Source organism: Lacinutrix iliipiscaria, assembly GCF_042686125.1.
Classification (GTDB): domain Bacteria; phylum Bacteroidota; class Bacteroidia; order Flavobacteriales; family Flavobacteriaceae; genus Oceanihabitans; species Oceanihabitans iliipiscarium.
In genome coordinates, this window is record NZ_JBHUOV010000001.1 from 478,347 (window position 1) to 503,871 (window position 25,525).

The following is a 25,525-nucleotide window of genomic DNA, read 5'->3' on the forward strand; positions in this document are numbered from 1 at the left end:
TGGTGACGTTGTATTTGCCCAAATAAAAAAAGTCCAGAGCTTTCACTCTGGACTTTATCATTAAAAATAGTTGGTTAGTTGGCTATTGTTTAATGAATTTTTTAGTCATTATCTCTTCACCATCATTGATTTCGATAAAGTACATTCCAGCTTCAAGTTGACTAACATTCACTTGACCTTCAGAATTTCCACTACGCACGGTTTGACCAATCATGTTTATGATTTTGTATGAGAATTCATCACCTTCAAGTAATTCAACATTAAGAATGTTTCCTTTTACTGGATTAGGATAGAATTTAAAATCCCCTTCAAAAGCAACCTCAGAATTTAATGTTCCTACTTCAATAAGGTTATTAATGTCTCCTCTACCTGTTGTGGTTCCAGTAATAATTACCTGATCTATATAAATGAAATCTGAGTTATTACTCGCATCACATCTAAATCTGAAGCCAGAATTAGCTGCAAAATTGTATTGAGCAGGTGTTAAAGTTACCGTCGCATTATAGAACGAGTTGTTATTAATGTCTGTACCAGCGACCCAAGATTGAGCAGTGACATAACTAGAACCATTATAGAATTGCAGCCAGAAATCTTCACCGTTTTCCATACTAGATACATAGAAATAAAAATCTACTATAACTTGAGAATAAGGTGTGACATCAACATTTGACAAGGTCATTGTAGATGAGTTTGAGTTATCTCTAAGTCTTATTGAATAACTTCCTTCGTAAGAATTAGCTCCAGAATATCTAGCAGCATCACTTCCTCCATCAATCCAGCCATCCCAGCCAGTTTCAAAATAACCTTCATGTAAAGTTACATTAGAGGTTGAACATGGTGCACAAGAACCTCCGCAATCAACACCTGTTTCGTTTCCGTTTTGAATACCATCATTACATGTTGGAGCTACAGGTTCAGATAAATTAATATTATCAATAGCAATATCTGCTTGCCAAGTGCTTCCTACGAATCTATTAAATCTTAATTGCACAGATCCTCCTGCATAAGCACTTAAGTCGACACTTGCACTTAACCACGTATTACCTTTGTTCCCTGATTCATTCCAGATGCTTGTCCAATTTGCACCATCATCTGTACTCACTTCTAAGTCAATAGTTCCCATATCTGCTGCACCATACATATGGTAATCAAAACTAAATTCAGGAGTAGACATACCGCTTAAATCAAAACAAGGTGAGTTTAATATTGCACGTCTGCTTGGGTAATTAGGGCTAGACGCCTCAACGAATACATAATAAGTCCCTTGAGATGCACTTGATGGTCCCGTGTTGCTTGAAGGTGTTCCGTTAGCATCTACAGTCCAATCGATATCATCACTTGTAGATTGTGTCCATGCCCCTAAGGTGTTTTCAAATCCTTCGCTATAAGGGAAAGACGAAATTCCTCCTGAACATCCAGTTGAAGGCTCATTAACATTCACTGTTCTCGTTACTTCAACAGCATTATTTCCTGCGGCATCACTTACATTATATGTTATTACATAAGCGCCTACAGTATTCGCATCAACAGTATCGCCACCTATAACGATATCACCAGAAATATCACCATCTAAATTATCGATAGCCGTTGCGCCTAATTCTGTATAAGTGTCGCCAACAATAAGATTAATTGTTGATGCACCATTTAAAGTAATCACTGGTGGTGTAGTGTCTGGATTAACATTCACTGTTCTTGTCACCTCAGCGGCAGCATTTCCAGCGGCATCACTTACATTATAAGTCACAACGTAAGTACCTACTGAGTTTGTGTCAACTGTATCACCTCCAATAACAATAGCGCTAGAAATATCACCATCAACATTATCTGTAGCATTTGCACCAAGTTCTGTATAGCTGTCTCCAACGTTTAAGTTAAGTGTTGATGCGCCATTTAAAGTAATTACTGGTGCCGTAGTATCTGGCCCAGCACCTTCAATAATCACTGTGTAATCTTCAACTTCTCCATATTGGAAAGTTTCACAAGATGTTGGTATTCCATTATACTTCATTGATACACGCATTCTTGTAGAATTTTCAACAGCTGAGCTTGGAATAGTAAAGCTTCCACTTACTGGTGTACTTTGAGTTGCTGACTGAGTCCATACTTGCTCGCCTGCATCTCCAAAATCACCATCTCTATTATAATCAATCCATACTGAATATCCTTCACTATAAACTGTGCCTGTCCATGTTGGTGTTACTGTAATTGTATATTGAGTATCTTTGGTTAATGTGGTAGATATACTTGTAAAATCAGTATAGAACTGTCCGCCAGAAGCATTATCAATTGTATTTAATTGTACTCTTCCTATAAACTCATCATTTATATTTGTACTCGCAGAATCACAATAATTTAACTGTACAGTTGTAACGTTTACTGTTCTTACCACTTCTGTAGCTGCATTTCCAGCAGCATCAGAAACGTTATAAGTAACACTATAAGATCCAGCAATAGCAGTATTAACTGTTCCAGCAATAACAATACTAGATGTTAGATCGCCATCAATATTATCTGTAGCAGTTGCGCCTTGTTCTGTATAAGTATCACCAACATTTAAATTAATTGTTGATGCTCCATTCAAAGTAATCACAGGAGCAATTGTGTCTGCACTAACGATAACTGTTCTTGTGACTTGATTAGCAGCATTACCTGAAAAATCACTAACATTATAATTTACAAAATAAGTTCCTGCAGAAGCAGTATTTACAGTTCCTGAAATTACAATATTAGATGTTAAATCTCCATCCACATTATCTGTAGCTGTTGCACCTTGTTCTGTATAAGTGTCTCCAATATTTAAGTTTATTGTAGACGCTCCATTTAATACAATCACTGGAGCTGTTGTATCTGCACTAACAATTATTGTTCTTGTAACTTGATTGGCAGCATTACCTGAGGAATCACTTACATTGTAATTTACAAAATAGGTTCCTGCTGAAGCAGTATTTACTGTTCCTGAGATTACAATACTAGACGTAAGGTTTCCATCTACATTATCTGTAGCGGTTGCGCCTTGTTCTGTATAAGTATCTCCAATATTTAAGTTTATCGTAGACGCTCCATTTAATACAATCACTGGAGCAATTGTATCAGGATTAACAGTAACCGTTCTTGTAACCTCTGCAGCTTGATTTCCAGCAGCATCACTTACGTTATAAGTTATTACATAAACTCCTACTGCACTTGTATTTACAATATCACCACCAACAACAATGCTAGATGTTAAATCTCCATCTATATTATCTGTAGCCGTTGCGCCTTGGTCTGAATAAGAATCTCCTAATTGTAAACTAATATTCGAAGAACCTATAAGGCTAATAACAGGTGCGGTTGTATCAGGAATTACATTTACAGTTCGAATCACTTCAGCGGCAGCATTTCCAGCGGCATCACTTACATTATAAGTTACAACGTATGTGCCACCTAAACTTGTATTAACGGTATCACCACCAACAACAATGCTAGATGTTAGATTTCCATCAATATTATCTGTAGCAGTTGCGCCAAGTTCTGTATAAGTTTCTCCAACATTTAAATTTAGTGTAGAAGCACCATTTAGTGTAATAACAGGAGCTTCAATATCAGGTCCAGAACCTTCAATAATCACTGTATAATCTTCAACTTCTCCATATTGGAAAGTTTCACAAGATGTTGGTATTCCATTATACTTCATTGATACACGCATTCTTGTCGCATTTTCAACAGCTGAACTTGGAATAGTAAAGCTTCCACTTACTGGTGTACTTTGAGTTGCTGACTGAGTCCATACTTGCTCGCCTGCATCTCCAAAATCACCATCTCTATTATAATCAATCCATACTGAATATCCTTCACTATAAACTGTGCCTGTCCATGTTGGTGTTACTGTAATTGTATATTGAGTATCTTTGGTTAATGTGGTAGATATACTTGTAAAATCAGTATAGAACTGTCCGCCAGAAGCATTATCAATTGTATTTAATTGCACTCTTCCTATAAACTCATCATTTATATTTGTACTTGCTGAAGCGCAATAATTTAACTGCACATCAGTTGTGGTAAAATTAATAGTACTGCTATATGCAGATGTCGAATTATCAGGACACGCACTTCTTACTTGAGCTTCATATTGAGTTAAAGTACTCAATCCTGACAATGCTGTTGACACACCATTAACTTGTATAGTAACCCAAGATCCAGCTCCTACTTCCCTATATTGTAAGTCGTAAGATGCTCCAGCTACTGCATTCCATCCTAAAGTAGCGGTATTTGCACCTACGCCAGAAGCAGACAATCCAGAAGGTGTTGTAGCATTACATACAACAGTTCCTGCGATTTCAAAATTTGAATTTGAAATATCAAAGAATATATGATTAGACCCTCTAACCATTATACGACATTGAGTTCCTTGATTATTAGGCACAATAATATCGTGAGAACCATCATTTGCAACATTTGAAGCTAAGGCTATTGGATAAGTATCACCTCCATCGGTTGAAAGAAAAATATCAACATTAGCTGCATTTACTCCATTAGAAGTTGTACCAGCGACATCCCATGTTACGGTCTGTGTTGTACCAGCATTCCATGTTACATTTGTATTTGGTGAATTAACGACAAAAGGTCCAGCTGTACCATTAACCGTTACAACCATATCGTCGCTACTATTTGTAGCACCACCAGCTCTATTGTCTCTAGCAGTTAATCTAAAATTCAAACTACGTGCTACATTAGGAACAGCTTCCCATTGCCAAGAGGTTGCACCAGTTTTAATAGTTTCTAGCCTAGGGAAATAGCGGTAATTATCTGTCGTCGGCTCATAAGCTCTAAATGCAACACCTGTTGTGGCTGTAGTGCTTGGGTAAGTTGTAGATGCATTATTCTCATCCATTTGTTCCCAACTATAAGTTAATACATCATCTGGATTTGCATCAGTAGCAGAACCTTCTAAAATAAAGGCTGTTCCTTTTGGGATAGTATAATTAGGTCCAGCATTAACTACAGGTACTGCATTCCCTAAATTAGTATTGGTTTGACAACTTGTACTTTTAACATAATCCGTTACTTGCTCAATAGAAACGGCGTGAAAATTAGGATGAACATTGGCTTGAACATCAGTTGCACCAGTAATACCAGCATAACTCATAATTGTTGAGCCACTTCCCGGTTCAACTTGCACATTAGTTCCTTCATTTCCATTAAATGTCCATGTGTGATTCGCTCCAAATTGGTGTCCCATTTCATGAGCAACATAATCAACATCAAAGAAATCTCCATCAGGAACAGTAGCTGAAGTCCACCCACTTCCTTTTTGGTTATTCACACAAACACAGCCTATGCAACCCGCATTTCCATTGTTTTGGAGGCTAGCAAATAAATGACCAATATCATAATTGGCTTCGCCTATTACACTAGTTAATGTGGATTGTAAAGCACTATTATATCCAGAAGTTGTATTTCCATAAGGATCACTTCCAGAATTGGTATAAATAACATCGTCTGTATTACCAATTAGTTCCATAGTGACATTAAAGTCTGTTTCAAAAATCCCATTCACTCTGGTCATGGTATTATTAATAGCTGCTAATGCTAATGCCTTAGTTCCACCATGATAAGCAGTGTATTCTCCAGTTGTTGAAACCGCTAAGCGATAAGTACGCAATATTGAATCGTCTGCATTTCTTAATCCTGTTCCTGTATTAAGAGCTCTGTTTACTGTTTCTGTAACTGAACATTCGAAATCATTAGTAAAATCTGTTTTATCTGCTCTTTTGAATACCACATATTGTGATAAATCATCTGAATAAACCTCTATAAAAGAAGCAGGTTGGTTGGCAGAAATCACCATACTCTGAAATCCTAAAGGAGAGATACTAAATCTAATAATTGATGCTGGGTTATCAATTCCTTGTCCAGCGTATGACCTAATATCTGGGTATCTTGCTTGAAGTTCTGGGCTTAATACTGAAGCCTCTATAATTCTAAAGCTTTCAAATTTACCTTCAGAATTAGGAAAAGATAAAATAACATTAGATGGTCTTGAATTTTGCATCCTAGCTGGAGCATTAGCCAAGGCTGCTTTAAGGTTATCAAGATTTAAGCTGTAAATATTTGTTTGGGGTAAGTTCTGTTTATTAGATTTAATACTAATATTTTTACTAATTGATTGCTTTTGCCAAAGTTGGTTAGTTTGTGAAAAAGCAAGGGTTGTACTCATAAAAAATATGAGTAATCCTAGTTTTATTCTCATGTGTTAAGGGTTTAAGGTGTTAATTATTAAAAGGTTTATTTACTTAAGTGATTAATTAAATTAAGTGGTTTTTTAAACTAAAAAAATATCAGATGTTTTTTAATGAAATACATTCTATTCTAAAAAGAAGCTCCATTTTACAATTTGTTCGTAAAAATTTCACTTGTTAAAATCATAAAAATCCCAGAGTTTTCACTCTGGGGTTTTAACAATAAATTAATTTTTAGGGATTGAATTATCTATTGTCTGATAAAATTTTTAATCGCTTTTAAAAGTAGATTCATTAAAACAAATAATTAACACTAAAAACGGGTTTTTTGTATCAAATTAATAATATTTTAATAAATACTTTATTTAAAGCCTGTCGAAATTAATATTTTTTTAATGAAATAATAATTTAAATTTATTTTTTCGATGAAATACATTCAACACTAAAAAAAGCAATGGTTTTTTACGGTTTTTCCGTAATTATTAAGATGATTTTTTTACATTTAGCTATGCCAAAAAAGGACATACTTTCAGTTAAAAATCTTTCCATTTCCTTCTTTAAAGAAAAAGAAGAAAAAGAAATCATTCATAATATTTCATACTGTTTATACACTAACGAAATACTAGGTGTTGTAGGTGAATCAGGCTCTGGGAAGTCTGTATCATCATTAGCTATAATAGGGTTACTACCAAAGAACATTTCAAGAATAACTAATGGTAGTATTACTTTTAAAAATGAAGACTTAACGCAATTAAATGAAAAAGAACTTCAAAAGATAAGAGGCAAAAAGGTTTCAATGATTTTTCAAGAGCCTATGAGTTCTTTAAATCCTTCTATGACCTGCGGGAAACAGGTTGAGGAAATTATTTTAAACCATACATCTTTATCAAAAAAAGATGCAAAAGCACGTGTCATTTCTCTTTTTATAGACGTAAAACTACCTCTTCCAGAAACAACTTATAATAAATATCCTCATGAGATTTCTGGTGGACAAATGCAACGTGTTATGATTGCAATGGCTATTGCTTGTGAACCTGAAATATTAATTGCAGATGAACCCACGACTGCACTAGATGTTACCGTTCAAAAAGATATTATAATACTTTTAAAAGAATTACAGGCCAAGACAAAAATGAGTATTATTTTTATCACACATGATTTGTCATTAATTTCTGAGATTGCTCATCGTGTTTTAGTGATGTATCAAGGACATATTGTAGAGCAAGGAAGCGTATCTTCAATTTTTAAACAACCAACACATGATTATACAAAAGCTCTTATAAATTCGAGGCCTTCGTTAGATATGCGTTTAAGAAAACTACCAACAATTCAAGATTTTTTACAGAAAACCATATCAACTAAAATCATTTCAAAATCTGATAGAGAAAAACACCATAAATTTATATATAGTAAGCCACCTTTATTAGAAATCATTAATCTTGAAAAAGAGTATTTCAATTCATCTGGTTGGTTTAATAAGCTACAAAGTTTTAAAGCAGTAAATAATGTGAGTTTTAAATTATATGAAGGAGAAACTTTAGGATTGGTTGGTGAATCTGGCTGCGGAAAATCAACTCTGGGCAAAGCCATTTTACAATTAGATAAAGCAACTGCTGGTAAGATTTTATATAAAGGTAAAGATATTACTGAAATATCTTCAAGTCAAATGCGAAGTTTACGTAAGGATATTCAAATTATTTTCCAAGACCCTTACGCATCTCTTAATCCAAGATTAACCGTTGGAGAAGCTATTTTAGAACCCATGATAGTGCATAAACTTTTTAAAACTAATACTGAACGCAAAGAAAAAGTAATGGCAATTTTAAATCGAGTTGGTTTAGATGAAGCTAGTTTTAATAAGTATCCTCATGAATTTTCTGGTGGACAAAGACAACGTATTGGTATTGCCAGAACTATAGCTTTACAGCCAAAATTAATTATTTGTGATGAATCTGTTTCTGCTTTAGATATTTCTGTTCAAGCTCAAGTTCTCAATTTATTAAATGAATTGAAAATAGATTTTGGGTTTACTTACATATTCATATCACATGATTTAGCTGTAGTAAAATATATGTCTGACCAACTATTGGTAATGAATGCTGGTCAGATTGAAGAGTTGGATGATGCAGATGTCATCTACTCTAATCCTAAAAAAGCATATACTAAAAAATTAATTGATGCGATCCCAAAAGGATTATAGCATAAATATCTTCTTAGTTAAATAAAATAGACTTTTAAGAAATTTTTTAGTGTCTTCAATTTTTTTAAAGATATAACTTTCCTCAAAAGAATTGACTTCGTTAAAAACAGGAGGCTCATTCATAAGTAAAAGTTTATGGTAGATTTGGGTTATATATTATTTGGTAAATTTGGGGACTACGAATATGAAATATTATTTTAAATAAATCAGCTAAAAAGTAATTATATTCGATGAAATGCAAAAAATTTTAACATTTATCGCGTTTTTGTAGTCTTATTCTTGTATTTAGAAAAGTTAAATTATAGAAATAGCCCTTATGAATTTTTAAAATATGACTAATAAACCTATTTGATTTTTATAAGTTCATTTCTGGAATATCGCCTTCAACGATTAAATGACCTTCTGTTGCATTTTTAATATCTTCAACAGAAACTCCTGGAGCGCGTTCTAGTAGTTTAAAGCCATTAGGTGTGACTTCTAAAACCGCAAGATTGGTTACAATTTTTTTAACGCATCCTACTCCCGTTAATGGTAAGCTACATCTTTTAAGAAGTTTTGATTCTCCTGCCCTGTTAGTATGCATCATAGCAACAATGATATTTTCAGCACTCGCTACTAAATCCATAGCGCCTCCCATACCTTTTACCATTTTACCTGGAATTTTCCAATTTGCGATATCTCCATTTTCAGCCACTTCCATAGCACCAAGAATAGTAAGGTCTACATGTTGGCCTCTAATCATAGAAAAACTCATAGCAGAATCAAAGAAACTTGCTCCAGGCAGTGTCGTTATAGTTTGTTTTCCTGCATTAATAATATCTGCATCTTCTTCGCCTTCAAAAGGAAAAGGGCCCATTCCTAAGACTCCATTTTCACTTTGAAATTCAACTTCAATATCGTTTCTTACATAGTTTGCAACCAAGGTTGGAATACCAATTCCTAAGTTAACATAATATCCATCTTGTACTTCTTTAGCAATACGTTTTGCAATTCCGTTTTTATCTAACATATTAATCTCTTTGTCTTACTGTGCGTTGTTCTATTCTTTTCTCATAATGTGCACCCTGAAAAATGCGCTGTACAAATATCCCAGGAATATGAATTTGGTTTGGGTCTAGTGTACCAACAGGCACTAATTCTTCAACCTCAGCTACAGTAATTTTAGCAGCACCACACATATTAGGGTTAAAATTTCTTGCTGTTCCTTTAAAAATTAAATTTCCAGCAGCATCTCCTTTCCAAGCTTTCACAAAAGCAAAATCGGCTTTAAAAGCATGTTCTAACACATACATTTTACCATTAAACTCTCTCGTTTCTTTACCTTCTGCGACTTCTGTTCCAAAACCAGCTGGTGTGTAAACTGCTGGAAATCCTGCTTGTGCTGCTCTACATCTTTCGGCCAAAGTTCCTTGTGGAATTAATTCAACATCTAACTCCCCAGATAACATTTGGCGTTCAAACTCTTCGTTTTCACCAACATAAGAAGACACCATTTTTTTGATTTGTCTTTGATGTAATAATAAGCCTAAACCAAAATCATCTACTCCTGCATTATTAGAAATACAGGTTAGCCCTTTAATATTCATATTCACCAATTCAGCTATTGAGTTTTCGGCAATTCCTGAAAGCCCAAAGCCTCCAAACATAAAAGTCATATTATCTTGTACTCCTTGTAAAGCGTCTTGAACAGAATCTACTTTTTTACTAATCATTTTTTATTGTTTTTCGTGACTGAAAAATACGAAATAAAAAAGCCATTCTAAAAAGAATGGCTTTGAAATTACATGTGACTTTTGTGATTTGTTTATTTATAAAAAGTTAAAGCTTTTTTTACTTTTTTAAAAAACTAAAAATCTAATTCTTCAGGAGTATCTTCTTCTGGAAGACTTGAATTTGAATCTTGATCTGGTGTGTATTTAGAACAATCTACTTCAATAGATAAGTCTTTTGGTTTCTTAAATTCTCCTTTAGAAATATTTAAGGTTTCATCTTCATAACAGCTACGCATATACATACCCCAAATTGGTAATGCCATTGCGCCTCCTTGTCCATATGTTATAGATGCAAAATGAGCTGCTCTATCTTCTGCGCCAACCCAGACACCAGTTACTAAGTTTGGAACCATTCCCATAAACCAACCATCACTTTGATTTTGAGTAGTTCCTGTTTTTCCTGCAATAGGGTTTTTAAATTCGTAAGGGTACCCTGTAACTATTTCTCTGTAATCTGCTCTATAAGCATCTGCACCTTTTGTTCTTAATCTAACTCCTGAACCAGATTGAGTTACTCCTTCCATAAGGTTTACAGTTACATAGGCAACTTCTTCGCTTAATACATCGCGAGACTCTGGAGTAAATTGATATAATATTGTACCATTTTTGTCCTCAATATGTGTGACCATTACTGGTTTAGTATATACGCCTTGATTCGCAAATGTAGAATACGCGCCAACCATTTCATAAACGCTAACATCTGGAGTCCCTAAAGCAATAGAAGGAACTGGAAGTATTTCTGATTCAACGCCTAATTTCTTAACTAAATCTACAACAGGTTGCGGACCAACCTTATCCATTAAACGGGCAGTAATCGTATTTACAGAATTAGCTAATGCATTTTTAAGTGTTTTAGTGCCTCCATATTTATTGTCCGAATTCCTTGGTGTCCAAGGCTCTGGATTTCCATATTTATTGGCTTCAATAGTGATTTGTGTATTTGGCAATTCATCACAAGGTGAAAGATGTAATTGATCAATAGCTGTTGCATAAACAAACGGCTTAAATGTTGAACCCACTTGACGTTTTGCTTGTTTCACATGGTCATATTGAAAATGCTTATAATTCATTCCTCCAACCCAAGCTTTTACATGACCTGTTTGCGGATCCATACTCATCATACCTGTTCGCAAAAACGATTTATAATAGCGCATAGAATCCATTGGTTTCATGATTGTGTCTATTTCATGTGCTTTACCATCTTTCCATGCAAACACGGTCATTTTTGTTGGCTTATCAAAAGAATCAATAATATCTTTATCTTTCTTTTTTAAATCATATTTCATGTGACGCCAACGTTCGCTTTGTTTCATTCCTCGATTCATTAAAGCTTCAATTTCATCTTTATCAAGCTCTAAAAAAGGTGCGGTTGGATTTCTTTTTGGTGTGTTTTGGTGAAAAAATTCAGCTTGTAATCTTGGCATGTGTTTCGCTACAGCGTCTTCAGCATATAATTGCATACGAGAATCTATAGTTGTGTACACTTTTAAACCATCGCTATTAATGTTATATTTTGTACCATCTGGCTTTCTATTCTTTTTATCATTCGTCCAATCTTTCATAAAAGCACGCAGATATTCTCTAAAATAGGTTGCTGTACCTTCCCTATGAGATTCAGGAGAATAGCGTAACCCTAAATCAAGTTTTTGAAGAGAATCTTTAAGTTTTTCATTTATATAACCATATTTTTCCATTTGAGCCAAAACCACATTTCTTCTGTTTTTTACTCCAATAGGGTTGCGCTCAGGTCTTGGATTGTATAAAGATGAATTTTTAAACATCCCGACCAACATGGCAGACTCTTTTAAATCTAGTGCCATTGGTTCTTTTCCAAAATAAATTCTAGATGCAGAACGAATACCATCAGCATTATTTCCAAAATCATAGATATTAAAATACTGAGCAATTATCTCTTCTTTTGTGTATTGACGCTCAAGTTTTATGGCTATAATCCACTCTTTAGCTTTTTGTGTAATTCTACCTAAGGTGTTTTTTGAGCCCTCGCCGTGAAACAATTGTTTCGCTAATTGTTGTGAAATGGTACTTGCTCCTCCACCTTTTCCGAGTTTCACTATTGCTCTTAGAGTACCTCGAGCATCTATTCCAGAATGCGAATGGAAACGAGCATCTTCAGTTGCAATTAAAGCATCTACTAAATGTTGAGGGAGTTCTTCATAACCTACAGGTGTTCTATTGTCATTAAAATAAAATTTTCCTAATGTAACTCCATCTGAAGAAATGATTTCTGTAGCTAAATTGGTTTTAGGATTTTCTAGGATAGTATGATCAGGTAGTTCTCCAAAAACACCCCAAGATGCTAATAAAAAAAGAAGGATTACAGCTAAAAAACCACCAATGAATAACTTCCAAAATAAACGAATATACTTTGTAAAGTCTTGTGTGTTATTTACTTTTTTTGCCATGTACTATAGTTCTTAAATACTTTTCGATACCATTCTAACTTTTAATTAGAACCACTCAAAGTGATATTTATTTAGTGTTTTGTAATTTCTCTACTCTAAAACCAACATCTGTTATGCCTTTAAGCTCTTTTACACCATTAACTTTACCGCTTTCACGCATAGCATGTTGAATATTGACTGTATATTCACCAGATTCATTAAAAGTAAAATTTTCTTTATACCATAGTTTGTTTTCTTTAATACTAGAATATCCAGTGCCTAAAAACTCACCATTAGGTTTTGCCATTTTATATAATAATGTGTCCTTAATCGTTTTGCCATGTGGAAAATTTAACTCCACAATTAAATACAAGTTACTGTATCTGTATTCATTATTGTTTCTCAAGTTAACAAACAAATTATAAGCGTTTAAAGTATCTGGTGGTTGTACTTTAAATTCGATTACTGAGTCTTTACCCCAAGAATTTTGTATGCTTTGATATTGATCAAAAAGGCCATTAGAGTCGCATGATGTCAACAGAAAAAAAGAAAAGAAAAATAATAACCAAATACTATTTCGCATTGTTTTTTTTGTTTTGAGGTTTCTTTCTTCTTTTATTCCTTCTATTATTTTTACGTTTAGTATTGCCTTTTGGACTATCAAAGCGTGTTAAACTATCTTGACCAACAACGTTTTCAAACTCTGTTTTAGTATCTTCTATTAGGTCTTGCGCATATTCTTCAAGGCTCGCTATTTTTTCTTTTTTCTTGTTAAGAGCAATAATTTCATTGGCTTGATCTTTAGTAATCTTATGCCAATTCATCCATTCGCCTTCATAAGCATACCATAAGTGTCCTTTAAAAATATCCGTTTTTTGACAAACTGCTGTACCTTTCTTTGTGTATAATTTAATTTCAGGCTTTGGTATTTCTCTTAAAGCATCTAAATAGCTGTCTAATTCATAATTTAAACAACATTTAAGTTTTCCGCATTGTCCTGCTAATTTTTGTGGATTTAAAGATAATTGCTGATAACGCGCAGCAGATGTACTAACAGAACGGAAATCTGTTAACCATGTAGAACAACACAACTCACGACCACATGACCCTATACCTCCAAGTCTTGCAGCTTCTTGACGAAACCCAACTTGTTTCATTTCAATTCTGGTTCTAAATTCTCTTGCAAAGAGTTTAATTAACTCTCTAAAATCTACGCGTTCTTCGGCGGTATAATAAAACGTAGCCTTACTTGCATCACCTTGAAATTCTATATCAGAAATTTTCATTTGCAATTTTAAGTCTATCGCAAGCTGACGAGCCTTTACTTTCATAGGCTCTTCTTTATCACGAGCACTAGACCAAATATCGATATCTTTTTGTGATGCTTTTCTATAAATTTTCATGAAGTCTTCAGTGTCTTCAGAAATCTTTTTCCGCTTCATTTGTACTCTTACTAATTCTCCTGTAAGCGTCACCATTCCTACATCATGTCCAGATTGTGCTTGAGTTGCAACAACATCTCCAATAGCAAGTGTTAAATTTTCGGTATTTTTATAGTAGTCTTTCCTTCCGTTTTTAAAGCGAACTTCTACCCAATTAAATGGTTTTTCGCCATTAGGAAGCGACATGTTGGCTAGCCAATCAAACACAGTATGCTTATTACAGCTATCTGTTCCGCAAGTTCCATTATTTTTACAGCCTTTTGGTTGACCATCTTTTCCTGTTGAGCACGTGCCACAAGCCATAAATTTATATATATTGATTCTTAAACCTAATATAGATTCAAGAAGATGATTAGTAATGAATTCTAAAGTGTAAAGATAAGATTATTTATTAAGTTAAAAACACCTCACTTTAAGCTATATTAAAAAAAATATGTATATTTCAATCATCTTATTATCAATTCATTACATATTTAATCATGCTCTTTTGTCACACAATAAATAGAAATCGAAATGTTTTAAATCATATTTTGAATGAGTTTAGGATGCTATAGAAATTAACTTAATACTTCACTATTATGAAATTAAAATTTACACTTTTAATTGTATGCCTATGTTTTCATCACTTATATGCTCAAGATAAAAATCATGGGTTTGGTGGTGGTGAATACATCTTCAACCAAACAAAAACGCCTTGCTTAACTTCTGAACAAAGAGAACGTATTAAAGGGCAGTTACAGGAACATATAGAATTATTAAAACTTGAAAACAAACTGGCCTATTCTGTATCTGCTAGGAATGGTGGACATGTCTTATTTGATTGGCCAATTCAACAAGCTGCAGGTTTTAATTATAACGACACTTGGGCCATTTCTGGATATGTTGATCATAATTCAAGCTTCCCGAACGCACTAACTGATTATAACTGCGGTACGATTACCTACGATACAGCTTCTGGGTATAATCATCAAGGGGTTGATGTCTATTTGTGGCCTTTTAGTTGGAAACAAATGGATGACATGCAGACCGAAATTACTGCAGCTGCGGCTGGGCAAATTATTGCTAAAGGTGATGGCCAATTTGATAGAAGTTGTGATTTTAACAGTAATGTATGGAATGCTGTCTATATTCAACACAGCGATGGTAGTATTGCATGGTATGGACATATGAAAAATGGCTCTGTAACTACAAAAGATGTTGGTGAAATGGTAGTTCAAGGTGAGGTACTGGGAACTGTTGGTAGCTCAGGGAATTCAACTGGACCTCATTTACATTTTGAAGTTTATACTGATGACAGTTATACACAATTAATCGATCCTTATTATGGCAGTTGTAATAGCTTAAACGGAGACTCATGGTGGCAGTCTCAACTACCTTATAGCAATCCTAATATTAATGCTGCGCTAACCCATTCAGATAATCCTATTGTTTTTCCTACTTGCCCAACAGCTGAAACCACTTATGAAAGCAATACTTTTGAACTAGGTGATACTATTTATTTAACGGCCTTTTTAAGAGATCAAATTGAAAACACAAGTTTAAATGTTAAAATTATTAGGCCTAATGATTCTTGGTTCTTCAATTCTACTTTTAATACTTCAACGACTAGCTCATCTTGGTACTATTATTGGTTTTTTAATAGTTTTGATATGGAAGGGGAATGGAAATGGGAAGTGACTTATGAAGGACAAACCCTTACTCACTTTTTTACCATAGGTACGTTGAGTATCGATGAGAATGAATTAAATACAATTTCTGTTTATCCCAACCCAACCAAAGATTTTGTAAACATTACATCAAAGCATACGATAGTAAAAGCTAGACTTTTTGATATTCAAGGGAAGACTATTCAAACTATTAGCAATACTACAAGTGGCATAAAAAAAGTGAATTTAGACCAGTTATCTCATGGGATGTACTTCTTAACCCTAGAAGGCGATTCTAATCAGCAGAAGACAATTAAAATCATTAAAGAATAAAATCTCTAATTGAATTCAACCTCATAATTTAATCGATTAGAAAGGGATTTGAGCGCTTTTTCAGATTTAAAGATATTAGAAAATAATTGATTGCCCCAACGGATTTTTTTGGAATAGGAATTAAAGGTTTCTGCTTTCCAATCGAAGCCTTCTTTCCAAAATTTGTTGGGTGAGACATAACAAAATGTATAATCGAAAATTAAGCTAGAATTATTTATTTGGGATTTTTGGGGGATTTCATCTGAAGCTAAAAGCGTGATATTATTGGCTTTACAATTCTGTTTAATTTGCTCAATAATTTTTGGGTAATCTGCTCTTAACGCTTCTAAATCAAAATCATTATACTCTGTATTGCCTATCTTTTGAATAGGTCGAATTTGTAATAAGTCGAAACTCTCCCCATTAAAATGATTAAAGAGTTCTGTGAGTTCATAAAAATTATCTTTATTAAACGTATAATTAATTCTCACCTTAAACTTATACTTACTTTTCAATTTTTGAAAGGCATTAAACGCTTTGTGAAATTTTTCATAACTGGCTTTTTTCATAAAACCCTCATAGCTTTCTTTAGTGACGCCATGCAATGAAATAGTAAATTCATTTAACCCCGCTTTTAAAAGTGCTTCAATATTTTCTTCATGTAATAAATTAGCATTTGTAGTTAACGAAATATAAGGCACTTTGTATTGTTTCCCAAGCGCAACAATTGCTGGTAAATTTTTATACAAAGTGGGCTCAGTACCACAGCCAATCTGTAATTTTAATGCACGACTAAAAATAGTTTTAGCCACTTGATTAAGTTCCTCTGGCTTAAATTGTCCTTTCAAGGTTTTTACATAATCAGCATCGGTAAAATAGCACATCTTACAACGTAAGTTACAGGCCATTACAGGATCTAAATTCACTGCTAAATACCGCTTGTTAAATGTATGAAGTAGCCAAAGTCCGAAGAATTTAATTCTGTGGCTTTTAATCTTTCGATTTAACTGCAATAATTTGTAAATATTCATTTACTTCTTTTTGGCTAAGGTATCAAAAATGTTTCTTAGGTCTTTTTTGTAGGGTAAATGGTCTGCTCTTCCTTTTTTAAAAATATCATTACTATTGCCTTGTCCTTTTCGGAGTTGTTTTTGCTCTTCAAAAGGAAGCGCATGAATCTCTTGACAAGTAGAAGAACAACAATTATTCATCTCTTCTTTACAAGCATCACATTGAATAAATAATAAGTGACAGGCATCGTTTGCACAATTAGTGTGTACATCAAAAGGAGCACCACATTGATGGCATTGTGCTATAACATCATCACTAATTTTCTCTGCTCTTCTATCATCAAACACAAAGTTTTTTCCAATAAATTTATTTTCTAAGCTTTTATCATTTACTTGACGCGTGTATTCGATAATGCCGCCTTCAAGTTGATATACATTTTTAAAGCCTTTATGTTTAAAATAGGCACTTGCTTTTTCACAACGAATTCCTCCAGTACAATACATAACTAGATTTTTATCTTCTTTATGCGCTTTAAGATCGTCTTCAATAATATCTAAAGACTCTCTAAACGTATCTACATCTGGAGTTACTGCATTCTTAAAATGACCTATTTCACTTTCGTAGTGATTTCTCATGTCAACTAAAACCGTATTCTCATCTTCAATCAGTTTGTTGAATTGTTCTGCACCTACGTGAATCCCTTTATTTCGAACATCAAAAGTATCATCATTCAAACCGTCTGCGACAATCTTTTGGCGAACTTTTACTTTCAATTTTAAAAACGACATATTATCTTGCTCAATAGCAATATTTAGTCGAATATCTTTTAAGAAATCTATCGTATCTAAGTGGTTTTTAAAGGTTTCAAATTGATCCGCTGGAAGAGAGAGTTGACCATTAATTCCTTCATGAGCGACATATATTCTACCCAGAACATCTATTGCATTCCAAGTTAAAAACAAGTGGTCTCTAAACTCTTGAGGGTTTTCAATTTTTGCGTACTGATAGAAAGAAAGTGTTAATCGGTCTTTTCCTGCCTTTTCGATTAATGCTGCTCTTTCCTTAGCACTTAAGGTATTGTACAGTTGCATGCTATACTAATTTTAAGGTTAAAGAATAAATTTTTGCAAATATAACACTTTTAAGTGAGTTACGATTTAGTATAAAAAAAAGCACTTTAGACTTTCTAAAGTGCTTTTAATAGACTAACTCGTTATTAATATTTTTTAATTATTTAAAATTTCAAAATATTTTACGAGTTAACCTCCATCGGCTTTACAATTGCTGTTTACAAATACTGCAACTGAAACGCCTAATGCTTTAATAGATTTTTTAAAAAATTTCATAGCTTCTACACCTTTAATGTTAAACTAATCGTTGTTTAAAAGCGAGTTAATAATTCTTTTTCATAGCTAAAATTTCCCCACTTTATATAGTAGATGCAAAAAGTACGAAAAGGTTGCGTCAGAAAATTGTAATATGCTAAAAGAAATGTTATTTTAGCATCTCTTACACGAATAAATTTATACAAATGAGCAACGAAAAAGAAGCGAAATTAAAAGCCCTTAAATTAACATTAGATAAATTAGATAAGGCATATGGAAAAGGAACAGTAATGAAAATGAGTGACCAGGCTATTGTTGATGTAGATGCTATTTCTTCAGGCTCATTAGGCTTAGATATTGCATTAGGCGTAGGTGGTTATCCTAGAGGTCGTGTTATTGAAATATATGGTCCAGAATCTTCTGGTAAAACAACATTAACTTTACACGCTATTGCTGAAGCACAAAAAGCAGGAGGTATTGCTGCTTTTATTGATGCAGAACATGCTTTTGACAGATTTTATGCTGAAAATTTAGGTGTAGATATTGAAAATTTAATCATTTCTCAGCCAGATAATGGTGAACAAGCTCTAGAAATTGCTGATAATTTAATTCGATCTGGAGCCATAGACATTGTTGTTATAGATTCTGTAGCGGCTTTAACGCCTAAAAGTGAAATTGAAGGTGAAATGGGAGATTCTAAAATGGGATTACATGCACGTTTAATGTCTCAGGCTTTACGTAAATTAACAGCTTCTATTAGTAAAACTGGCTCTACTGTAATTTTTATTAACCAGTTAAGAGAAAAAATTGGTGTGATGTTTGGAAACCCTGAAACTACAACTGGAGGAAATGCTCTTAAGTTTTACGCCTCTGTTCGTTTAGACATTCGCCGTTCTACTCAAATTAAAAATACAGATGGTAGCATACAAGGGAATAAAACCAGAGTGAAAGTAGTAAAAAATAAAGTCGCTCCTCCTTTTAAACTTGCTGAGTTTGATATTATGTATGGTGAAGGTGTTTCTAAAGTTGGAGAAATATTAGATATTGCTGTCGAGTATGAAATTATTAAAAAAAGTGGGTCATGGTTTAGCTATGATGACACTAAACTTGGACAAGGTCGAGATGCTGTAAAATCCATTATAAAAGATAATCCAGAACTGCTAGATGAACTGGAAGAAAAAATAAAAAAAGCGCTTAAAGAAGCTAAAGCATAAACTAAAACCCGAAATATTTCGGGTTTTTTTTATTTTTATACGCAACCTTTTAGTGTTTTTTGCATCTACAAAGTACACATGTGTTTTTAAATTATTAAAAAATGAAAAAAATATTATTTATTCTATTCGCTTTAAGCTTGTACTCCTGCAGTTTAGGAGATGACGGTATAAATACACATACTGAGCTGCTTCCTGTTGAAAGCGCCATTCTACCTGAAGAGTTTATCCTAGGTAACTTACATCTCATTAAATTAACCTATTTAAGACCCTCAACATGTCATGCTTATAATGATATATATTATGTTGCAGATTCAAACGAAAGAACTGTAGCTATTGTTACAACTGTATTTGAAAATAATGATTGTGAGGAGATTTCGGCTGAATTAGAAGCAGAATTTAATTTTAGAGCAACAGAACTAGGTTCCTATATTTTTAAATTTTGGCAAGGAACAGATGACACAGGAGAAGATCTTTTTGTGACTTATGAAATTCCTGTTGTAGAAGAATAATGTTTAATTAACACATGTATCATGTGAGTTTAAATCAACTCATACAAAAATGTAGTAATAATGATACCAAAGCACAAAGTGAACTATACCAACTCTTTTCGAGTAAACTGTTTGCGCTTTGCTTAAAGTATTCAAGAAATTACGTAGAAGCAGAAGACAATCTGCAAGATGCGTTTGTGACTATTTTTAATAAAATATCACAATATAATAATAAAGGTTCTTTTGAAGGTTGGCTCAAACGAATTACAATAAATACTGCTTTGCAGTGCTACAGAAACAAAGGTGTTTTTGATATTGTAAATGAAGATTTAATTGAAGATGTTGTTATTGAAATAGAAGATGATGACATTACTATTGATTATCTGTTAGGAATTATTCAAGAATTACCAGACAGATATAGATTAGTTTTTAATCTTTATGTATTGGATGGTTATTCTCATAAAGATATTGCTAGCATGTTAAACATAACCACTGGAACCTCAAAATCTAATCTAGCTCGTGCTAGACAGGTTTTAAAAGATAAAATAGAACATTATAAAACGAGTTTAAACTCGCAAACATTATAAATGAGTAATAAAAAACATATCGATCGCGTTTTTCAAGAAAAACTAAAAGACTTTGAAGCTACACCTAGCCCTAAAGTTTGGAAGAGCATTAAAGGAGAGCTAGAATCAACGAATAAAGATAAAAAAGTGTACCCTATATGGTTACGCATAGCTGGTATTGCAGCCTTGTTGCTAATACTACTTACTGTTGGAAATGCAATAGTTTCGAATACTAGTGATTCTAAAGATCACAAAGTGGTAGATACTGAAAAGCCTGAAAATAATTCAGAAGCAATATCTAATCCTCAAAATTCAAACGCTAATATTTTAACAGAAGACCCTCTTAATTCTACTGAAAATAAAGCTTTAACCGAATCTAATCTATCAGAAATAGATCATGAAACTTTAAATCCGAAAAACAATAAAACTACTTCTACTTCAGAATTTAATAATACTTCTGTTGTTGCATCAAATAAAAATTCGGCTTCTCAAGATTATAACACTACTCATTTAACGTCAAATAAAACACTACAAGACAAAATACAAAGCCCTACTGTTGTAACTCAATCTAATAAAGTGGCTTCTACTTCTAGTCAGAAACCAAATCACGTCAACACAAATAATCCTATTGTAGTTAAAAATTCAAAAGATGTAATAAGAAAGAATCTGAATACGATTAATGACGCTTCAGAAAGTCGTATTGCAGGTCAAAAAAATCTTGAAGACTCAAGTGCTAACGCAATTAAATCTACACCTTCTGAAAGGCTTGCTCAAAATAATTCAGATAAACAACTTAACACCTCAAGTTCTTTACCTGAATATGATGAGAATTCTAAAATAACAACTACAAATAATTCTAATAAGAAAAGAGATTTATATGGTGTTAATGTCCCTTCTGAAAGTACTATTGAAAACCAAGTAAATCCTAAAAACTCTGATGGTAAAATATCCTCTACGACTATTGAGGGAATTGCTCAAAACAACACAGAAAAACAAGACAATTCGTTGCCTGAATTTGACAAAGAAAAAGCGGATGCTGTTCTAAAAAACACTTCAAAAGATGTCATTGCAGAAGCAAATAATACAGAAGATAAAGAAGAAGAAATAACAGCTAGTGATGAAACTCAAGAAGAGTCGCCATCTATTGAAGAAGAAATCGCTAAAGTTGAAGATATTATTGAAAAAGAAGAAGAAAAAGTAGACAGGTGGCAAGTTTATGCAAACGTTGCGCCTGTTTACTATAATACTCTTGGCAAAGGCTCTCACATTGATGATGAATTTGTAGAAAACTCTAAAAGTGGAGAAATTAACATGAGCTATGGTGTTAATGTCAGTTATGCATTAAGTAAAAAATTAAAATTAAGAGCTGGTTTTAACTCATTAGATTTAAGTTATGACACAGATAATGTTATCTTATATGAAAGCGTTGGAAATAACAATAATGGCGCACAACCAAGAAATTTAAATTTAAATACAACAGGGCAATCTTTTTCAGCCATTAGTGCTTCAAATATAGGTGCGCAACAACTTGGTAGTGTTATTGGTGGAAATGTAAATGCAGCTATTAGTCAGCGTTTAGCTTATTATGAAGTCCCTCTAGAACTTGAGTATAATTTAGTAAATCGCAAATTAGGGGTTAACGTTATTGGAGGGTTCAGTACTTTCATTTTAAATGACAATAAAGTTTATTCAGAATTTGATGGCTATAAAACACATGTAGGTGAAGCGAATAATATTAATGATGTTAGTTTTAGTGGAAACTTAGGTTTAGGCCTTGATTATAAATTTTCAAATAAGATTAAGTTAAATGTACAACCAACCTTTAAATATCAGTTTAATGCTTATGAAAATACTTCAGGTAATTTCAGGCCTTATATTGTTGGTATTTATACTGGGTTGAGTTACAAGTTTTAGTTTTTTAGTTGGTTAGATTGATTGTTATTCCGAATACAAATTCAGAAAAGCAATGATGACAAGAAAGCTGCTCTGTGCCAAGAGCGGCTTTTTTATGTATTAAAGGTTTTAAGCTGATTAAGAATAATCGTTCTAGATTGGCTGTTAATTGCTTTAGTATCCTGAATGGTCAACCCTTTAGTATGAATAAACTTATGAATTTTAGCTCTCATCTTTCCTGGACCTCCACTAAAGAAGGTATATGAAAATCGCTTTTTGTTATCTGCAAAAGTTAATGGCACAATTGGTATTTGATGATTTATAGCCAAGCGAAAAGCACCATCTTTAAAATCGGCTAACATGATATCTTCACCAGGAACCATTCCTTCTGGAAAAATACAAATACTCAAGCCTTGTTTAAGCCGTTTTTGTGCTCTCAAAAACACCGCTTTTCTACTGCGTTCACTGGTTCTATCTACTAAAATACATGTGCGTTTATAGAAAAAGCCAAACAGAGGTATCTTTCCTAATTCTTTTTTACCAACAAATACAAATGGATTTTTAACAGCAACTAGCATAAGCATGATATCAGCCATAGAAGTGTGATTAGCAATAAACATATAGCTTTTGTCTAATTCTGGTGTTTCCTCACGCTTAATAATCCATCTAAAACCCATTCCTATTAAAATACATTTGGCCCATAAACGTGCAATCTTAAAAAAGAAAGGATACCATTCTTCTCTTAAAATTGAAATCACAAGAACAGGAAAAAGGACAAGAATTGGTAATGCCACCATAATGTAAAACCAAATACGATAGAAAACCCAAAAAAGAGACTTAAAAAGCTTCATAGTTTTCAAAACTAAATAAATTTATTGAGCTATTCTATTAAAAAAATTACCTTTGTTTTTAAGTTTAACATTAATACCATTTCCGCTGTTGCGGAAAGTAAACATGACAAGAATTTTAACAGGAATACAAAGTACTGGAACTCCGCATTTAGGGAATATTTTAGGCGCCATAATGCCTGCAATCGAAATGGCTAAAAACGATAAAAATGAATCGTTTTTTTTTATTGCTAACTTGCATACTTTAACACAAATAAAAGATGCTGAAACCTTAAGAAAAAACACTTATTCTACAGCTGCAACTTGGTTAGCTTTTGGTTTAGACATCAATACATCTGTGTTTTACAGACAAAGCGACATTCCACAAGTTACAGAGTTATCATGGTATTTGTCTTGTTTTTTTCCATACCAACGTTTGACGTTAGCTCATGGTTTTAAAGATAAAGCAGATCGATTAGACGATGTTAATTCTGGTTTGTTTACCTATCCTATGCTTATGGCTGCTGATATTTTATTGTATGATGCTGATGTTATTCCCGTTGGAAAAGACCAGCTACAACACATAGAAATGACACGTGATGTTGCTTCGCGTTTTCATGCAAAAATGGGAGACACTTTTGTACTTCCTGAAGCTAATCTGAAAAAAGACACCATGTTGATTCCAGGAACAGATGGAGCAAAAATGAGTAAAAGTAGAAAGAACTTTATCAATATCTTTTTAGACGATAAAAAATTGCGCAAACAAATCATGTCTATAGAAACCGATAGTACAGCCTTAGAAGACCCTAAGGATTGGAAAACTTGTAATTGTTTTGCCTTATATAATATCTTGGCTTCTGATGCTGATGTAGAAACCATGAAAGCCAATTACAAAAATGGAGGTTATGGTTATGGTCATGCGAAGCAAGCTTTGTTTGAACTTATTGTTGAGAAATTTGCAGAACCTCGTGAACGCTATACCTATTATATGAATAATTTAAACGAAATAGATAAAGCCCTTGCTATTGGTGCTAAAAAAGCAACTCTAGTTGCTGATGCGGTTTTACAACGTGTACGCGCTAAGGTTGGATATTAAACCACTTCAAACATTTTCCCTGGCAATGGCCTTATAACGCCTTTTAATTCCATGTTTAAAAGCAAACTTGCGACTTTAAACGTTGGTAAATTACATTGTAATGCAACCACATCTAACATGGCCTTGTCTTGTGTTTTAAGGTAGTTATAAATTACTTTTTCATCGCCTTCTAACTCTACAAATAATTGCTTTTGTATGATTGGTGCTTTACCATCTTGTAATTGCCAGTTTAAGATATAAGGCACATCTAAAGGATGAGACAACATGTGCGCCTTTTGGTGTTTTATTAAATTATTGCATCCTACACTCTGGCTGTCTGTGACACGTCCTGGAACGGCAAACACATCTCTATTGTATGAATTCGCAATATCTGCCGTAACTAAACTTCCACCTTTTTCTGCAGATTCAATTACAATAGTGGCTTGACTTAAACCTGCTATAATTCGGTTACGTTTTAAAAAGTTATTCCTATCAAATGTAGCACTACTCCAAAAATCGGTAAAAAAACCGCCATGTTTTTCTACCTCAGCAATATAGCGTTTATGTGCTTTAGGATAAACTTGATCCAATCCATGTGCTAAACAACCAATGGTTTGAAGTTTGTTTTTTATTGCCGATTTCTGCGCTGTAATATCTGTTCCATAAGCAAACCCAGAAACAATAATTGGGTTGTATATAGCAAGCTCTTCAACAAGCTTCTCACAAAAAGCAATACCATTAGTCGTCACTTTTCTTGCGCCTACAATACTTATAATGTGTTGTTGCTTTAGATTGATTTCACCCTTTTGAAATAACAAAATTGGACTATCAATGCAATGTTTTAATTTTTCTGGATAGGAATCATCTTTAAAATAATGACAAATAATAGCTTCAGATTTAATGAATTTGAATTCAGTTTCAGCAGCCTTTAAATGTTGTGATTCAAACAAATCACGAAGTATAAGACTACCAATGCCTCCTATTTTTTTTAAATGATGCTTCTTTTCTTTAAAAACCGCTTCAGCAGAACCACAATGTGCAATCAACTTCTTAGCTGTAATATCTCCTATTTTAGCTACATTTTGCAAGGCTAAAACATAAAGCAACTCATTTTCTGTCATTGTGTAGAATTTA

General features: G+C 33.3%; 17 protein-coding genes. 7 read left to right on the forward strand and 10 right to left on the reverse strand.

Features of this window, described 5'->3' with window-relative positions; genetic code table 11:
• Positions 1-82 precede the first annotated feature (82 nt).
• Positions 83-6,229 (reverse strand): immunoglobulin-like domain-containing protein, encoded by a 6,147-nt coding sequence (locus ACFS5M_RS02120; protein ID WP_183485121.1) that lies wholly within the window; start codon positions 6,227-6,229, stop codon positions 83-85.
• A gap of 497 nt (positions 6,230-6,726) precedes the next feature.
• On the opposite strand from ACFS5M_RS02120, the gene ACFS5M_RS02125 reads away from it, so the two are divergent.
• The gene (locus ACFS5M_RS02125) at positions 6,727-8,418 is read left to right on the forward strand and encodes an ABC transporter ATP-binding protein (protein WP_183485125.1); all 1,692 of its coding nucleotides are present in this window, start codon (positions 6,727-6,729) and stop codon (positions 8,416-8,418) included.
• Positions 8,419-8,773: 355 nt separating this feature from the next.
• On the opposite strand, the gene ACFS5M_RS02130 is transcribed toward ACFS5M_RS02125, so the two are convergent.
• From ACFS5M_RS02130 to ACFS5M_RS02150, 5 genes are all read right to left on the reverse strand, one after another.
• Positions 8,774-9,427 (reverse strand): CoA transferase subunit B, encoded by a 654-nt coding sequence (locus ACFS5M_RS02130; protein ID WP_183485128.1) that lies wholly within the window; start codon positions 9,425-9,427, stop codon positions 8,774-8,776.
• 1 nt (position 9,428) lies between these two features.
• Positions 9,429-10,130 carry a CoA transferase subunit A gene (locus ACFS5M_RS02135; protein WP_183485131.1) on the reverse strand — a complete coding sequence of 234 codons (702 nt, stop codon included), beginning with the start codon at positions 10,128-10,130 and terminating at the stop codon, positions 9,429-9,431.
• 134 nt (positions 10,131-10,264) lie between these two features.
• A complete protein-coding gene (locus ACFS5M_RS02140) occupies positions 10,265-12,613 on the reverse strand; it encodes a penicillin-binding protein 1A (protein ID WP_183485133.1) in 2,349 nt (782 codons plus the stop codon).
• Positions 12,614-12,680: 67 nt separating this feature from the next.
• Complete coding sequence (locus ACFS5M_RS02145; protein ID WP_183485136.1) at positions 12,681-13,175, reverse strand: gliding motility lipoprotein GldH; 495 nt, start codon at positions 13,173-13,175, stop codon at positions 12,681-12,683.
• On the reverse strand, positions 13,165-14,337 hold the full coding sequence (locus tag ACFS5M_RS02150; RefSeq protein ID WP_183485139.1) for a PSP1 domain-containing protein: 1,173 nt from the start codon (positions 14,335-14,337) through the stop codon (positions 13,165-13,167). The genes ACFS5M_RS02145 and ACFS5M_RS02150 overlap by 11 nt, the downstream gene beginning before the upstream one ends.
• Before the next feature lie 275 nt (positions 14,338-14,612).
• Here ACFS5M_RS02150 and ACFS5M_RS02155 point away from each other — a divergent pair, with 275 nt between their 5' ends.
• Positions 14,613-16,013 (forward strand): peptidoglycan DD-metalloendopeptidase family protein, encoded by a 1,401-nt coding sequence (locus ACFS5M_RS02155; protein ID WP_183485142.1) that lies wholly within the window; start codon positions 14,613-14,615, stop codon positions 16,011-16,013.
• 5 nt (positions 16,014-16,018) lie between these two features.
• Here the strand turns inward: ACFS5M_RS02155 and ACFS5M_RS02160 are convergent, their stop codons facing one another.
• Positions 16,019-17,023 (reverse strand): radical SAM protein, encoded by a 1,005-nt coding sequence (locus ACFS5M_RS02160; RefSeq protein WP_183485145.1) that lies wholly within the window; start codon positions 17,021-17,023, stop codon positions 16,019-16,021.
• Positions 17,024-18,094 carry an oxygen-dependent tRNA uridine(34) hydroxylase TrhO gene (gene trhO, locus ACFS5M_RS02165; RefSeq protein ID WP_183485148.1) on the reverse strand — a complete coding sequence of 357 codons (1,071 nt, stop codon included), beginning with the start codon at positions 18,092-18,094 and terminating at the stop codon, positions 17,024-17,026.
• A gap of 440 nt (positions 18,095-18,534) precedes the next feature.
• Between trhO and recA the strand changes: the two genes are divergently transcribed.
• The 4 genes from recA to ACFS5M_RS02185 all read left to right on the forward strand — a co-directional run bounded on the left by recA (position 18,535) and on the right by ACFS5M_RS02185 (position 22,510).
• Positions 18,535-19,542, forward strand: coding sequence for a recombinase RecA (gene recA, locus ACFS5M_RS02170; protein WP_183485151.1), 1,008 nt, complete (start codon positions 18,535-18,537; stop codon positions 19,540-19,542).
• Between the two features lie 101 nt (positions 19,543-19,643).
• Positions 19,644-20,051, forward strand: a complete 408-nt coding sequence (locus tag ACFS5M_RS02175; RefSeq protein WP_183485154.1) for a hypothetical protein — start codon at positions 19,644-19,646, stop codon at positions 20,049-20,051.
• Positions 20,052-20,074: 23 nt separating this feature from the next.
• Positions 20,075-20,617 carry an RNA polymerase sigma factor gene (locus ACFS5M_RS02180; RefSeq protein ID WP_183487201.1) on the forward strand — a complete coding sequence of 181 codons (543 nt, stop codon included), beginning with the start codon at positions 20,075-20,077 and terminating at the stop codon, positions 20,615-20,617.
• Positions 20,618-22,510: a hypothetical protein gene (locus ACFS5M_RS02185; RefSeq protein WP_183485157.1), complete on the forward strand. Its 1,893-nt coding sequence runs from the start codon at positions 20,618-20,620 to the stop codon at positions 22,508-22,510.
• A 92-nt stretch (positions 22,511-22,602) separates the two neighbouring features.
• Here ACFS5M_RS02185 and ACFS5M_RS02190 read toward each other — a convergent pair whose 3' ends face one another.
• Entirely contained in the window at positions 22,603-23,340 is a 738-nt protein-coding gene (locus ACFS5M_RS02190) for a lysophospholipid acyltransferase family protein (protein ID WP_183485160.1), read from the reverse strand.
• Between the two features lie 103 nt (positions 23,341-23,443).
• Between ACFS5M_RS02190 and trpS the strand changes: the two genes are divergently transcribed.
• The gene (trpS, locus tag ACFS5M_RS02195) at positions 23,444-24,412 is read left to right on the forward strand and encodes a tryptophan--tRNA ligase (RefSeq protein WP_183485163.1); all 969 of its coding nucleotides are present in this window, start codon (positions 23,444-23,446) and stop codon (positions 24,410-24,412) included.
• On the opposite strand, the gene dprA is transcribed toward trpS, so the two are convergent.
• Positions 24,409-25,512, reverse strand: coding sequence for a DNA-processing protein DprA (dprA, locus tag ACFS5M_RS02200; protein WP_183485167.1), 1,104 nt, complete (start codon positions 25,510-25,512; stop codon positions 24,409-24,411). The two genes, trpS and dprA, sit on opposite strands and share 4 nt — an antisense overlap.
• Positions 25,513-25,525: the final 13 nt, after the last annotated feature.